Consider the following 14,196-nt stretch of genomic DNA (forward strand, 5'->3'; position numbering starts at 1 on the left):
TGTATTAGAGCTATCTACAAAAAAGAGATAGCTCTTTTTTGTATATATTTCCTTCTAATAGCGGAATCTAACTAAAAACTTGTTGAAAAGGAAGTTAGGTGGGGGAATTGTTAGAGTTAAAAGGTAACTTATTTGAAATTATGAAAGAAATTAGGGATGAGTTAGGTTCGCCTAATGATTTAACAATTAGGGAAGTTGCTCTTGCAGGTAGTCTTACACGTTGTGCGGTTGTGTTTTTATGTGGATTAACAGATAAGGATAATGTTTATAAATACGTCGTTCGTACACTGCAATATGAAGAAGTTTCAAATGAAGCAGCTGTTGTTCAAACGTTATTGGATCGTTTTATTTCTATTGCAGAAGTTGGTAAGAAGACAACGTTTCCGGATATTATAAATGCGATTTTAGCAGGAGATACAGTTATATTAATCGATAATATTCAAACCGCTATCGTGATTAATAGTAGAGCTTGGGAAAAAAGAAGTTTAGAACCGCCAGTAACAGAAGATTTAATACGTGGACCGAGGATTGGATTAAATGAAGATATTAACGTGAATAAAATGTTAATTCGCCGTAGTTTACGTGACCCGAAGCTGAGATTTCAATCTTATATTATGGGGAAGAGATCCCAAAAAGAAGTGACTTTAGTATATATAGAAGACATTATTAATCCTTACATTGTAAAAGAACTAGATCGGCGTCTTCAATCAATAGTGACAGATGTCGTTTTTGAGACGGGTACAATTGAGCAATTAATTCAAGATAATAATTTGTCGCCGTTTCCGCAGTTTTTGAATACGGAAAGGCCTGATAATATTGTGGCCTCATTAGCGAAAGGAAAGGCAGCTATTTTGGTGGATGGATCACCGTTTGCGCTTATAGCTCCGCTAGTATTTGTTGATATTTTTCAATCTGTGGAAGATCATTATGAGCGGTGGGTAATTGGGACTTTATTAAGAATTTTGCGGATGGGTTCTGGAATAGTTGCAGTTTTAATGCCAGCGATGTATGTAGCTCTCGTATCATATCACCAAGGACTTATCCCTTCTAAACTGGCGTATTCAATTGCTGGGGCAAGGGAAGGTGTTCCGTTTCCCGCCTATATAGAAACGTTAATGATGGCATTAACGATGGAGTTAATACGAGAAGCGGGAATTAGGTTGCCAAAACCGATGGGACAAACAATTGGGATTGTAGGTGGTCTTGTAATTGGAGAAGCTGCGGTGAACGCAGGGATTGTAAATCCATTTTTAGTAATTATTATTGCAGTTACTGCAATTGCTACATTTTCACTGCCTGTATATAGTATTACGATTACGTTTCGGATTTTACTTTTTGTCTTTGTTTTAGCGGCGACTGCTTTTGGATTGTATGGAATCATTCTAGCTCTTATTGCGCTTGCTGTTCATATTACAAATTTAACAAGTGTTGGTGTACCGTATACAACTCCAATTGCTCCTGCATTTTATAAAGATTGGAAAGAAGAGTTTATTCGCATGCCAAAATCGATGTTGAAAGATAGACCAGAGTATTTACAAACGAAAGATTCTACAATACGTCCAAAGGAGGGAGAATAATTGAAACCATTTGAGTATGGCGATGAAGAAATTGGATCTCGGGAAATTGGGTTTGCGGTATCATCGACCATTATTGGTATAGGCGCATTATCTATGCCGAGGGATATTGCCAACCAAACTTTATTTTCAGATGGTTGGATTATTTTGCTTTTGGGTGGATTGATATGTGCAGTTTTAGGCTGGTTTGTAACGAGGGTGGCTATTTTATTTCCGAAACAAAACTTTGTTCAATATACAAGTACACATTTGACGAAGCCTGTTGCATACACAATTAGTAGTATTTTAGTATTGACGTTTGCTGCTTTGACTGCATATGAATCGCGAATGATTGCAATTATTTCGCAAACGTATTTATTTAGTGATACGCCGGTACAGCTACTATCTTTCTTCTTCTTATTAGTTGTTATTTATGGAATAGCAGGATCGAGAGCAGCTTTATTACGATTAAATGTTATGTTCTTACCTATTGTTTTAATTGCGATAATGCTTCTTTCTTTATTAAATATAAATTTAATGGAAATAAATAATTTATTTCCAGCTTTTCAAACGAAAGTAAGTCAATACGCTGTTGGGGTTAAAAATTCTATATTCACATTTATTGGATTTGAGGTAGCTCTGTTTTATGCTGTGTTGTTGAATGATAAGACAGCGAAAAAGGCACCAATGGCAGTTGCAAAAGCCGTGATAGTAAATGTGCTCTCATACATTTTAATTTATGTAACTTGTATTAGTGTTTTTACGTATATGACAACTCGTGGATTGACATATCCAACGATTGAATTAGGGAAAGAAATTGAAATTGGTGGGGGATTTTTAGAAAGATTTGATGCGATTTTTTTTACGACTTGGATTATTACTATTTATAACACGACAGCAATGTATTATGACGTCGCATCTTTATTGTTTTGTGCTATGTTTCCGAAAGTGAAGAAACATATTTTTATTTTCGTAAGTGCTCCTATTATTTTTATGGTGAATATGCTCCCTGGTAATTTAGATACGTTATCAAGTTACGGAACGTATTTAGCGTGGATAGATATGGGGTTTGTCGTATTAGCTCCTTTGTTAGTTTTGATTGTATATAAAATAAAAAGAAGGAATGGTAGAAATGAAACACCTTCTTAAAATTATAATGGTTATGGTTTTAGCTGGATCTATAAGTGGGTGCTCTGAACTAGAAGAAATAGAAGAAAGAGGATTTGTAGTAGGCGCAGCTTACGATATTGTGAAAAAAAAGAAATCAAATCCGATTATGAAAGGGACGTATCAGATGGTACTTCCCAGTAAGTTAGCACAACAAGGTGGACAGGGCGATGGAGGTAGTGAAAATTATATTAATGTGAGTGCAAAAGCAGATAGTGTCTTTGAGCAAATCCGAATTATTGCTAAAAAAATTAGTCGAACATTATTTTTTCCACATATACAAGTGATTATTTTTTCGGAAGAATTACTGGCGAATCCGTATGTTTTGCAAAATACGTTAGATGTATATATTCGTGATCATGAAATGAGAAGAAATATTCGTTTGTTTGTTTCTGAGAAAGATGCAGAATCTATTTTAAAACAGAGTGCAAAACCTGAAAATTTACCGGCACAGTATATTGATATGTTAGCTGAACATCCTCCGAAAAACGCTCAAATGATTGAGGCGGCGAGAATTGGTGAAGTGCAGGGGAAAATGATTGCAAATCGAAGTTTTGCATTACCTCTTTTAGGGCTAACAAAACAAGGTGTGCAAATGGAAGGAGCGGCATTGGTTCGTGGAAAGGATAATAAGTGCGTTGGAACTTTGAGTGGAGAACAAACATTAGGAATGAACTATATAATAGGTAAAAAAATTGGGGGTTTCTTTACTGTTCGTAAAAAGAATCAGCTCATTACATATGAAATTCATAAGTTGCGCCGAAAGATCCAGGTTTCTACTGAAAATGCTACAAAACCGAAGTTTGATATTCATTTGTCCACAGAAGGCATATTAGCTGAGTTACATTTTAATGAACCGAAACAAGTGATGAATGAAAAACTTTTAAAGAAAGAGATTTCAAAGGAAATGACGAAGCGTATTGAAAAGTCTATACAGCTTGTTCAAAAAAAATATAAGGTAGATGTATTGGAATTAGGAGAGGTATATAAGAGGCATAATTATAAAGAGTGGAAAAAAATAAGTAAAAATTGGGATCAAGGCCAGAATTATTTTAGTAATGCTGAAATTCACGTTCATGTTGATCCAACAATTGAACATTCAGGTTCAGCTTTACCAAAGAAAGTGAAATAAGGTGATGGAAGTTGTTTACTGGATTAGGGATTAGTTGCACGATATTAATGGCGGTTCTTCCGGGAGCAATATACTTTATTCATAAGAAACTCACAACGTATGGAGCACAGCCTTGGAATACTGATATACAAAAAAAGAAACCTGAATAATCTCAGGTTTCTTTCGCGCAAAGCATATGTGAAGGGGGATACCTTCTATGTATGCTTTGCTTATACAAGCCCTAACCAATGTACCAATTGTGTAGAGAGGAATGTTACAACAATGGCGATAACGGTAGGGATTGCAAACGATAAGAATGTCCATTTTGCACTTTTTGTTTCTTTATATATGTTAACCAGTGTTGTTCCACATGGGAAATGAAGAAGTGAGAACAACATTGTGTTTAACGCTGTTAACCAAGTCCAGCCATTTTCTAAGAATAGATTTTTAATTTGGTTAAAATCATCTATTTCAGTTAAAGCCCCGGTTGATAAGTAAGACATTAATAAAATCGGGATAACAATTTCATTCGCTGGTAGTCCAAGAATGAACGCAGCTAAAATAAATCCATCAAGTCCTAACATTTTAGCGAATGGATCTAGGAAGTTTACAAAATACATAAGTAAGCTTGTGTCACCGATGAAAATATTAGCTAGTAACCAAGTTAATGCAGCCGCAGGGGCAGCTACAACGATAGCTCGTTTTAAAACATAAATTGATTTATCGAGTGTTGCACGTACAATTGTATTCCAAACTTTTGGCTTACGGTACGGTGGTAACTCAAGAGTGTAGTGAGTTGGCACGCCTTTTAAAGCTGTTTTTGATAGTACCCAAGAAACAGTTAATGTCATAATAACACCAATTACAACCATTCCAACTACAACGCCAGCAGTAACTAATGTTTGCATACTACCTGTATAACCAGCAGCCATAAATAATGAAGCCATTAAAATTAACATAGGCCAGCGACCGTTACAAGGAACGAAGTTGTTTGTTAAAATTGCAAGCATTCGTTCACGTGGTGATTCAATAATACGTGTTGACATAATAGCGGCTGCATTACAACCAAACCCCATTGCCATTGTTAAAGATTGTTTGCCGTGTGCACCGGAGCGTTTGAATAAGCGGTCCATATTAAAAGCGACACGTGGTAAGTATCCGTAGTTTTCTAATAGTGCGAACATAGGGAAAAAGATTGCCATAGGTGGTAACATAACGCTAATAACAGCACCGATACCGCGGAATAAACCAAGTATTAAAATGCCATGTAACCATTCGGGTGCATGTGCTGCCTGGAACCAAGATGTTAAATACCCTTCGGCCCATCCGAAGAACTCAGCAATCATATCAGAGGGTACGTTAGCGCCTGCAATTGTAAGATAAAAAATAATAGATAAAATACCGAGCATAATTGGGAATCCCCAGATGGGAGATGTGAAAATTTTATCTAGTTTTTCAGAACGATACAATTTATCAGTATTTGTATATTGAACAGACTCTTTACATATGCTTGCAGATGTTCGATAAATATCTCCGACAATATCATCTCGTATATCGTCTTTTGATAGTGCTTGTGCATGTTGAATAATATAGTCCAATGGAAGAGCTTTACTGGCTGAGTGAGATTCCATTTATTACGACCTCCCTTACAAGTGGTTCATTATGGTGTTTTTGAAGTGTAGTTAAGAAATTTTTATCTCCATCTAATATACGTAACGCAATCCAACGTGCTGGATACGCATCACCGAACACTTTATAAATTTGCGGTTCTAATTCCTGAATCATGCTTTCGATTTTTTCGCTGTAAGAAATTTTAATTGGTGTTGGAATTAGTTTTTTATTTGCTACTTTAGCGATCACATTTAGCAAATGTCCAATGCCTACTCGGTTACGAGCAGAAATCTTAACTACAGGTACACCGAGTGATTTGGCTAATTTTTTTTCATCAATAACGATGCCTTTTTTCTCAGCTTCATCAATTAAGTTAATACAAATGACTACGTTGCTCGTCATTTCCATCACTTGGAGTGCTAAATTTAAATTTCTCTCCATAGCAGTTGCGTCTATAACAACTACAGTTACTTCTGGTTTTTCAAATATAATATAATCCCTCGCTACTTCTTCGTCCGCAGAATTTGAATATAGTGAGTAAGTTCCAGGTAAATCAATTAATGTATATTTACTTCCGTTATGTTCATATTCCCCTTCAGCTTTTAAAACAGTTTTTCCCGTCCAGTTTCCAGTATGCTGTTTTAAGCCTGTTAAAGTATTAAATAATGTACTTTTCCCGGTATTCGGGTTGCCAGCTAAAGCAATGCGATGTTTGCTCATCTGAAATCATCTCCTATTAATACCCCGAAAATAAGGGAACTTTCTTCCTTGCGTAGTGCAATAGTGGTGTTGCTTACTTGATAAGCGACAGGATCTCCAAGTGGACTGCGTTGTAATACTTTAATCGTTGCCCCAGGGATAAATCCTAAATCTAATAAACGTCGTTTCATAGTTCCTTCTAATTGTATCTTCTCAATTTGTACAAACTCTCCTGTCTTAAATTCGGAAAGTGGTTTTGTATTAGCCGATACCATAAAAGTTACCTCATCTCTATATTGTTAGTTTAAGTTTAAAAAGTTTCCTTAGGTAAACTTTTTGTTAGTAATATAGTAGACTACATTGGATGATGCTGTCAATTGGTACTTTAAAAATATTCATTTATTTTTAGAATTGTTCCAATTTATTTAGTTGTACTAAAAAATATTACTGAAATTTTATTTAATGTAAATGAAGTAAGAGTGTAAAAGTTAAAAAATACAAAGGATTTGTAAATGTATTTTTAACTAAAAGGGGAAAAGAGCGAAAAACATTTACATTGAGTTTACATTGTTAAGAATAAATTTACATTACAGCTTAATTAGTGTGGATTTTGTTGGGTTCTTTAACTATAAATCTTGGGATTCCTAGCTTTTAAGGGTTATTATCGTTATTTACTTAAAATTAAAGATTGCTTAACACTCACATAATATTGCTGTCCTACAATGAATTTGTGTTCGAAAGAAAATGAATTCGAAAAGTGATAATCCAAATGGGGGTACAAGACATGGTTATGAAAAAAGGTATTAAATTTTCTTTAGCGGCTTTAGTGGTAGCAGGAGCGTTGGTTGGATGTGGGAAAGCGGAAGATACAGCTAGTAAAGAAAGTGCTAAAGGAAGCGATAATACAAAACAAGAATTATCAGGCACGATTGCAGCAGCTGGTTCTACGGCTCTTCTACCTCTTGCGGAGGAAGCTGGAAAGAAATTCATGGAAAAAAATTCGAAAGTTTCTATTCAAGTTCAAGGTGGCGGTAGTGGAACTGGGATTAACCAAGTAGCATCGGGTGCAGTACAAATTGGTAATTCAGATGTTCCGTCTGGAGATAAAATAAAAGATGCTGAAAAAGCGAAAGAATTAGTAGATAACAAGGTAGCGGGTATTGCATTCGCACTTGTCGTAAATAAAGATGTAAAAGTTGATAACTTAACAGTAAAACAAGTACAAGATATCTTCACTGGAAAAGTAACAAACTGGAAAGAGGTAGGCGGGAAAGATGAAAAAATCAACGTAATTAACCGTCCAGCTTCATCTGGTACACGTGCTACATTTGAAAAGACAGTTATGAAAGAAGCGAAAATTAATGATGGAACTGGTACAACACAAGATTCTAACGGTGCAGTAGAGCAAGCGATCAATTCTACTCCAGGTTCAGTAAGTTATTTAGCAATGTCTTACATGGTTGGCGATAAAAAAGGTGCGCTACAAACAGTGAAAATTGATGGTTCTGAACCAAAAGTTGAAAACATTTCGTCTGGTAAATATCCATTCTGGTCTTACGAGTACATGGTAACAAAAGGTGAAGCGAAAGAAGCAACGAAAGCTTACATTGATTATGTAAAAGGCAAAGACTTTGAAAAGCAAGTAGAAGATATGGGTTACATCCCGATGTCTAAATTAAATAAGTAATAAATTTTTATGGGGCTGGCTGCAAGGCCAGTCCTGTTCATTTCAATCTATGAAGTGGGGTCTGACCTGTGATGAAGGGGAAAAAACAAATTAATTACGTAAAAAGTGAATATATAGGAAGATCGCTTGTTACGTTTTGTGGTATTTTTATTGTTTTAATTACATTAGCTATTATTGCGTTTATTTGCGGTAAAGGTATTCAATCTTTTACACAAAGCGGTATCTCATTTACTGAGATGTTAACATCGACAAAATGGAATCCAAATGCTGACGAAGGAACCTTCGGGGCTTTGATTTTTATTGTAGGTTCAACAGTGGTTTCGTTAGGTGCGGTTATTATTAGTGCGCCAATTGCTATAGCTCTTGCTATATTCATGAATTTAATTTCGCCGAAGTTTGGAAATAAAGTATTGAAGCCCGTTTTAGAATTATTAGTTGGTATTCCTTCGGTTGTATACGGATTATTAGGGGTTACGATTTTAGTGCCGCTATTACGTGATTCGTTCGGGGGAGTGGGATTTAGTCTAATTGCGGGTATTGTTGTATTAAGTATTATGATTTTACCTACTATTGCTAGTATCGCTTCTGATGCAATACGCTCTGTTCCATTTGATTATTTAGAAGCTTCTTATGGTCTAGGATCAACGAAATGGCAAGCGGTTAGCCGAGTGATTGTTCCTGCTGCGAAAAAAGGGATTTTAACAGGTGTTGTTTTAGGTTTAGCGCGTGCTTTTGGTGAAGCATTAGCGGTTCAAATGGTAATCGGGAACACAATTAAATTACCAGAAGGAATATATAGCCCGACAGCGACGTTAACTGGTATTTTGACAATGGACATGACAAATACATTAAACGGAACTGCTTGGAATAATGCGCTATGGACTTTAGCGATGATTTTACTTGTTATTTCATTCCTGTTTATTTTAGTAATTCGAGCGATTGGGCAAAGAGGTGAGCGATAATAATGAATGCAAGAACGGTAAATAAAATTTGGACAGGTATCTTTTATGCAGTTGCAGCTTTAGTTGTAGCTCTGCTAGTATTCTTAGTGTTTGAAATTCTGCAAAAGGGATGGGGATTTTGGGATCCTGATTTCTTGTTTGGAGAACCAAGTAATACAAGAGCTGGTGGTGGGATTGGTCCACAGTTATTCAATTCCTTCTACATGCTTGTTATAACGCTTGTTATATCTATTCCTCTTGGGTTAGGTGCTGGAATATATTTAGCAGAGTACGCAAAACAAGGGCGTTTTTTAAACTTTGTTCGTTTATGTATTGAGACAATGGCGTCGTTACCTTCGATTGTTGTTGGTTTATTCGGTTTGTTAGTGTTCGTTACTATGACAGGTTGGGGATACACAGTAATGGGCGGTGCTCTTGCTTTAACGATTTTAAACTTACCAGGTTTAACACGTGTTTGTGAAAATGCGATTTCAGAAGTGCCTCATAATGTAAAAGAGGCGAGTCTTGGATTAGGTGCAACGAAATGGCAAACAATCGCTCGTATTATTATTCCGTCGTCATTACCGCAAATTATTACAGGTATTATTTTAGCGGCGGGTCGTATATTTGGTGAAGCGGCAGCGTTAATTTATACAGCGGGTTTAACATCCCCGATTTTAAATTCAGCAGCGGACTTCTCAAGTCCTGCGCATCCTTTAAATCCATTTAGACCAGCTGAAACGTTAGCGGTTCACATTTGGAAGTTAAATTCTGAAGGAGTTATTCCGGATGCAAAGTTGATTGCGACAAAATCTGCAGCTGTATTAATTATTATGGTATTACTATTCAACGTTATTTCACGCTTGGTAGCATCTATCTTGCACAAACGTTTTACAGGAACGAAAAGAAAAAGTAAAACGACGAAGAAAGTAAAAGCGGCATAAATTATAAAGAGGAACTCTCTACTTATAAGTAGAGAGTTCTTTTTGTATTTTAATATAGAAGGAATGGATGTCATGATTGTTGAATTTGTAATTGATTATATAGATGAATAGGTTCGGATGAGAGGGGGAGTTAATTTGTTTTTTCTGCAAATGTCAGGTTTTCCTGGATCGGGAAAATCGACAGTTTCTAAGCATATAGCGAAGTTAACAGGTGCTGTAATTGTAAATCATGACGTTTTGAAATCGGCATTGTTACAATCATTAGAAATGAAGGGGATTGAATCGACGATTGTTGGAGGAGTATCATACGATGTTGAATGGGCATTACTTAATTCTTATTTAGGACAAGGGCATAGTGTTATATTGGATAGTCCATGTTTATATGAAGATATGGTTGAAAAAGGAATTAAGCTTTCTAATAAACATGGTGTGAAATATAAATATATTGAGTGTTATCTGAATGATATGGAAGAGATTAATAATAGGTTACAAACACGTAAGCGTATGGTCAGTCAAATTGAAAAGGTAGAGTCGGAAGTAGCTTTTAAAAAGTGGTTAGATGGTAGTAAAAGACCTCTAAATAGTGAATATCTTATTGTGGATTCTAGTAAACCTCTAGAGCAATATGCGGAAAAAATGATGGATTATATGTGTAGGTAGAGAAAAAAGCGTTATCTTCATTCGTGAAGATAACGCTTTTTCTTTAAATATCAGGTATTTCTGTAGAAGTGCTTATTTTTCTGCGAGAGCGTCTTTTTCTTCCGATTTTATCTAATAGTTCATACATAACTGGAACAACTACTAATGTAAGAACGGTTGAAACTGCTAAACCACCGATGACAACGACTGCCAAACTTTTTGATACCATACTTCCTGCTTGGGATTGGCCGAATAGGAGTGGTAGCATAGCGACGATTGTCGTTATAGCTGTCATAATAATTGGACGTAATCTAGTGGATCCTGCTTCTAGTAAGGCATCTCTTGTTTCCATTCCATGTTCCCGATTTTGTTGCACTCTTTCTATTAATACAATAGCGTTTGTAACGACAATCCCGATTAACATTAATGCGCCGATCAAGGAATTTACATCAACGGGTGTTCCTGAAATGATTAATCCTAAAATACCGCCAACAGCAGCTAATGGCAGGGAGAACAAAATTGCAAAAGGAGCCCGCGCCTGTCCGAAGGTGATAACCATAATTAAATATACAATCCCGATTGCAATCCCCATAATTTTGAATAAATCTGTGAAGTTCTCTTGCATAGATTCAGTTGCACCTGCAATAGTTACTTTTGCGCCGCTAGGTAAGTCTAAGTTAGCTATCGTTTCGTTTACTTCTGCGCTTACTTTACTTAAATCTTCATTTGAGGCCTCGGCAGTAATTTGAATCGTTTCTTTTCCGTCTTTATGGAAGACTTCTGTTTGAAGTTGCTTTTCTGAAATAGTTGCAATGTCTTTTAAAGGAATTGGTCCATTGATAGGTGATAGTATGTTTGTGTTTAAAATGTCTTCTTGTTTAGTAATGTTTTCTTTTTTGTGTTCTATTATAATAGTTGTTTTTTCATTATTAATTGAAACTTCACCAATAGGTGATTTCTTCATAAGGAATGCTACTTGTTGTGCTGCTAATTCTGGTGTTAAGCCTAGTTGTTCGCCCTTTGTTTGATCAACATGGATTTGCCATTCTTTCTTAGAGTCTTCTAAATTTGTTTTTACTTTAGAGAGAGCAGCCATATCTTTTAGTTTTGTTTCGGCGATAGTAGCAGCCTCTTTTAAAATCGTTTCGTTAGTTGCTGTTACGTTAAATTGCAAATTGTTGCCATCACCAGAGCTTGAATAACTTGTTTTTATATAATCTAGTTCAGCAGGCTCAAAAGCTTTATGTTCTTTCTTTAACTCTTTAATATATTGATCAATATCAGAGCCTTTCTTGAAGACTACAAATATACTGGCAAGATTATTTTTTGTCGTTTGTCCCCATTGTGCATCTTCTGCGCTAGATCCCATTCGTAAAATAACATCTGTTACATCCGAATTAGAAAGTAATTTCTTTTCGAAATCGAAGGCTTTTTGTTTTTGCGTTTCAGGAGCGTAATCAGCTGGGAAAGTCATATTAATAGATAACATTGTGTCGTCTTCAGATTTTATGTTCGCTTTCGGTAGTAATACATAGGCTGCAATTGATCCTGCGAATAATAAAAAGGCGGTAAGTAGAATAATGAATTTATGCGAAAGAGCCCACTTTAATGTAGCGACATATCGTGGTGAAGAACTTGGCTTTTTGTGTTTTGTTTTTTTGAGTAGTAAAAACGCCATAAGTGGAACAACTGTTAGTGCAACGATTAAGGATGATAGTATAGAATATACAACTGCTAATACCATAGGTAACATTAATTTTCCGATTACTCCTGATACGAGGCCGATAGGTAAGAAAACAGCGACTGTTGTTAAAGTAGAAGAAGTAATTGCGACGGCGACCTCTTTCGTTGCATCGAGAATAATATCTTTAGAGAAAGATTCTTTTTGTAAACGACGGAAAATATTCTCGATGACAACGATACTATCATCAACGAGACGTCCAACTGCAACTGCTAAACCACCAAGCGTTAAGGTGTTAAGTGTGATGTTAGATTGGTGTAGTAAAAAGAGTGTTAATAAAATAGATAATGGAATACTGACAACGGCGATGAGTGTCGTTCGGAAGTTACGCAAAAAGATTAAGATAATTAGAGTTGCAGCAATTGCTCCAAGAATTACTTCTTTGCCCATACTAGTAACAGCATTTTCAACTTGCTCATGAGTTGAGGCTAAAAGTTTAATAGAAAACTGATCTTTATATTGTTTACTTATATCTTTGATTTTCTTATCAATTTCCTTTCCGATTGCAACTGCATTTTTACTTGGCTCTTTCATGATGATTAATCCGGTTCCTTCTTCTCCGTTTATATGCGAGATTGTATCGTAGTGTTGTTTAAGTTCAATTTGAGCAACATCTTGTAATTTTACTTGAGGTGCAACGGTTATGTTTTTCATATCATCTATATTTTTTATATCCCCAATGACACGAAGATTATATTCTTCTTTATTAACGGTAATTGCTCCAGCTGGAGTGGAAGTTTCCTTTCCTTGTAAAACCTTTAATATTTGTTCTGTTGTTACGTTTTTATCTTTTAATTGGTTTGGGTCTAGTATGATAGATAATTCAGAGGTTGATTTTCCGAAAAACATAACGTTGGCAACACCATCAATGCTTTCGAGTTGTGGTACGATTTCTTTTTCAATTTGTTTTTCATCTGCTTTTGAAAATCCGTTTTGCTTCTGGATAGCAATTTGAGCGAGTGGAATCATAGAAGTATTTAGTTGGCTAACTACGGGTTTCGTTGCATCTTTAGGTAATTTAATTGTATTAATGGTTTTTTCGACTTCACGTGCTGCGTCTTTCATATCTGCTTTGGATGTATATGTAATGTCGATACGTGATAATCCTTCGTGTGTGGAGGAAGTGATGCCATCAATATGTTCTAAATTACGAAATTGTTTTTCGAGGGGATCAGTTACTTCCTTGGTCATCGTTTCAGCATCAAGCCCTTGAGATAATGTCGTGACAGTTATTGCGGGATTATCGATGCTTGGCAAAAACTCCATCGGCAATTTAGAACCAGAATAAACGCCGAGTATGGAAATGAGAAAAACCATGATAATAATAGCGGCTCGGTTTTTTAATGAAAACTTTGTTAACCTATCCATAAGATAATTCCTCCATTAGTATTTATAGTTTTGTGGGCACTTTCTTACTATATAACAAAAAATGGATATTTTTCATTAATTAAATGTAAAAAAATTCTAACAATAATCTTAAGTTAATGTTTTTGTTGGAATTTCGTTATTTATTCTGCTATTCGCCGAGCGATAAGACTATTACCTAATCGAGCTGTCTGTAAACAACCGATTCGTTCAATTAATAGTTTGTGTGGAGGAACAAAACTAAAAGTCGGCATGTTTGCTTTATGTAGGAAGTGGTGAATCTATTTTTTAGTTTGGATTGATTTGTTTTTATATTGTTAGTCTATAGAGAAGCAAATGATCAGGACGTTAATATAGAAGAGAATGAAAATCTAGGAAGGGGTTATGAAATACAGTTTGGTTAACTAGAGTGTATTGGTATACAATTTAAATAGCTGTTTTCCGTAGATGGGATGAGGCGTCTCTATATAGAAGAAAGTAGGATGGATATTTTTTTGTTTTTTTTTAAAAAAACACTTGTTATTTAAAAATCATGATGGTATATTAATAAACGTCGCTGATGCGGAAACGCAGAAAACGACAAAAAAGAAATTTTAAAATGTAGTTGACATCAAAAAACGAAGATGTTAATATGATGAAGTCGCTTTTGGAGTGGCAGACAAGTTCTTTGAAAACTGAACGAAACAAACAACGTGAAACGTCAATTTTTATTTTTAGATGCTAGACAAACTAACTTTA

General features: G+C 35.5%; 12 protein-coding genes. 8 read left to right on the top strand and 4 right to left on the bottom strand.

Going from position 1 to position 14,196, the window contains the following annotated elements:
• The first annotated feature begins 98 nt into the window (after positions 1-98).
• The 4 genes from gerLA to JDS82_RS22065 are packed head-to-tail and all read left to right on the top strand — an operon-like array spanning position 99 to position 4,001.
• Positions 99-1,577: a spore germination protein GerLA gene (gerLA, locus tag JDS82_RS22050; protein WP_098057591.1), complete on the top strand. Its 1,479-nt coding sequence runs from the start codon at positions 99-101 to the stop codon at positions 1,575-1,577.
• Positions 1,578-2,702 (top strand): spore germination protein GerLB, encoded by a 1,125-nt coding sequence (gene gerLB / locus JDS82_RS22055; protein WP_098816098.1) that lies wholly within the window; start codon positions 1,578-1,580, stop codon positions 2,700-2,702.
• Positions 2,686-3,852, top strand: coding sequence for a spore germination protein GerLC (gene gerLC / locus JDS82_RS22060; RefSeq protein ID WP_060486958.1), 1,167 nt, complete (start codon positions 2,686-2,688; stop codon positions 3,850-3,852). The genes gerLB and gerLC overlap by 17 nt, the downstream gene beginning before the upstream one ends.
• A gap of 11 nt (positions 3,853-3,863) precedes the next feature.
• On the top strand, positions 3,864-4,001 hold the full coding sequence (locus JDS82_RS22065) for a hypothetical protein (protein ID WP_075310821.1): 138 nt from the start codon (positions 3,864-3,866) through the stop codon (positions 3,999-4,001).
• A 60-nt stretch (positions 4,002-4,061) separates the two neighbouring features.
• On the opposite strand, the gene JDS82_RS22070 is transcribed toward JDS82_RS22065, so the two are convergent.
• From JDS82_RS22070 to JDS82_RS22080, 3 genes are read right to left on the bottom strand one after another with little or no spacing between them, the layout of a single operon-like run.
• Positions 4,062-5,462: a nucleoside recognition domain-containing protein gene (locus tag JDS82_RS22070; RefSeq protein WP_000443584.1), complete on the bottom strand. Its 1,401-nt coding sequence runs from the start codon at positions 5,460-5,462 to the stop codon at positions 4,062-4,064.
• Positions 5,440-6,162, bottom strand: a complete 723-nt coding sequence (locus JDS82_RS22075) for a FeoB small GTPase domain-containing protein (protein WP_000033853.1) — start codon at positions 6,160-6,162, stop codon at positions 5,440-5,442. Before JDS82_RS22075 ends, JDS82_RS22070 begins: the two co-directional genes overlap by 23 nt.
• The gene (locus JDS82_RS22080; RefSeq protein WP_000252989.1) at positions 6,159-6,416 is read right to left on the bottom strand and encodes a FeoA family protein; all 258 of its coding nucleotides are present in this window, start codon (positions 6,414-6,416) and stop codon (positions 6,159-6,161) included. The genes JDS82_RS22075 and JDS82_RS22080 overlap by 4 nt, the downstream gene beginning before the upstream one ends.
• Before the next feature lie 509 nt (positions 6,417-6,925).
• Between JDS82_RS22080 and JDS82_RS22085 the strand changes: the two genes are divergently transcribed.
• The 4 genes from JDS82_RS22085 (at position 6,926) to JDS82_RS22100 (ending at position 10,373) form a co-directional block, all read left to right on the top strand.
• Positions 6,926-7,828, top strand: a complete 903-nt coding sequence (locus JDS82_RS22085) for a phosphate ABC transporter substrate-binding protein PstS family protein (RefSeq protein WP_199713954.1) — start codon at positions 6,926-6,928, stop codon at positions 7,826-7,828.
• Between the two features lie 71 nt (positions 7,829-7,899).
• On the top strand, positions 7,900-8,790 hold the full coding sequence (gene pstC / locus JDS82_RS22090) for a phosphate ABC transporter permease subunit PstC (protein WP_000676675.1): 891 nt from the start codon (positions 7,900-7,902) through the stop codon (positions 8,788-8,790).
• Between the two features lie 2 nt (positions 8,791-8,792).
• On the top strand, positions 8,793-9,713 hold the full coding sequence (gene pstA, locus JDS82_RS22095; protein ID WP_048562942.1) for a phosphate ABC transporter permease PstA: 921 nt from the start codon (positions 8,793-8,795) through the stop codon (positions 9,711-9,713).
• Positions 9,714-9,848: 135 nt separating this feature from the next.
• Positions 9,849-10,373 carry a P-loop nucleotide/nucleoside kinase family protein gene (locus tag JDS82_RS22100; RefSeq protein WP_048567088.1) on the top strand — a complete coding sequence of 175 codons (525 nt, stop codon included), beginning with the start codon at positions 9,849-9,851 and terminating at the stop codon, positions 10,371-10,373.
• Between the two features lie 43 nt (positions 10,374-10,416).
• Here the strand turns inward: JDS82_RS22100 and JDS82_RS22105 are convergent, their stop codons facing one another.
• Positions 10,417-13,461, bottom strand: coding sequence for an efflux RND transporter permease subunit (locus JDS82_RS22105; protein ID WP_199713955.1), 3,045 nt, complete (start codon positions 13,459-13,461; stop codon positions 10,417-10,419).
• Positions 13,462-14,196 lie beyond the last annotated feature (735 nt).

Source organism: Bacillus cereus group sp. N14, assembly GCF_016483555.1.
Classification (GTDB): domain Bacteria; phylum Bacillota; class Bacilli; order Bacillales; family Bacillaceae_G; genus Bacillus_A; species Bacillus_A wiedmannii.

Bases quoted from the DNA above. Each gene is read 5' to 3' on its own strand.
- gerLC (WP_060486958.1), top strand. From the start codon at position 2,686: ATGAAACACCTTCTTAAAATTATAATGGTTATGGTTTTAGCTGGATCT.
- JDS82_RS22070 (WP_000443584.1), bottom strand. From the start codon at position 5,462: ATGGAATCTCACTCAGCCAGTAAAGCTCTTCCATTGGACTATATTATT.
- JDS82_RS22075 (WP_000033853.1), bottom strand. From the start codon at position 6,162: ATGAGCAAACATCGCATTGCTTTAGCTGGCAACCCGAATACCGGGAAA.
- JDS82_RS22080 (WP_000252989.1), bottom strand. From the start codon at position 6,416: ATGGTATCGGCTAATACAAAACCACTTTCCGAATTTAAGACAGGAGAG.
- JDS82_RS22085 (WP_199713954.1), top strand. From the start codon at position 6,926: ATGGTTATGAAAAAAGGTATTAAATTTTCTTTAGCGGCTTTAGTGGTA.
- pstC (WP_000676675.1), top strand. From the start codon at position 7,900: ATGAAGGGGAAAAAACAAATTAATTACGTAAAAAGTGAATATATAGGA.
- pstA (WP_048562942.1), top strand. From the start codon at position 8,793: ATGAATGCAAGAACGGTAAATAAAATTTGGACAGGTATCTTTTATGCA.
- JDS82_RS22105 (WP_199713955.1), bottom strand. From the start codon at position 13,461: ATGGATAGGTTAACAAAGTTTTCATTAAAAAACCGAGCCGCTATTATT.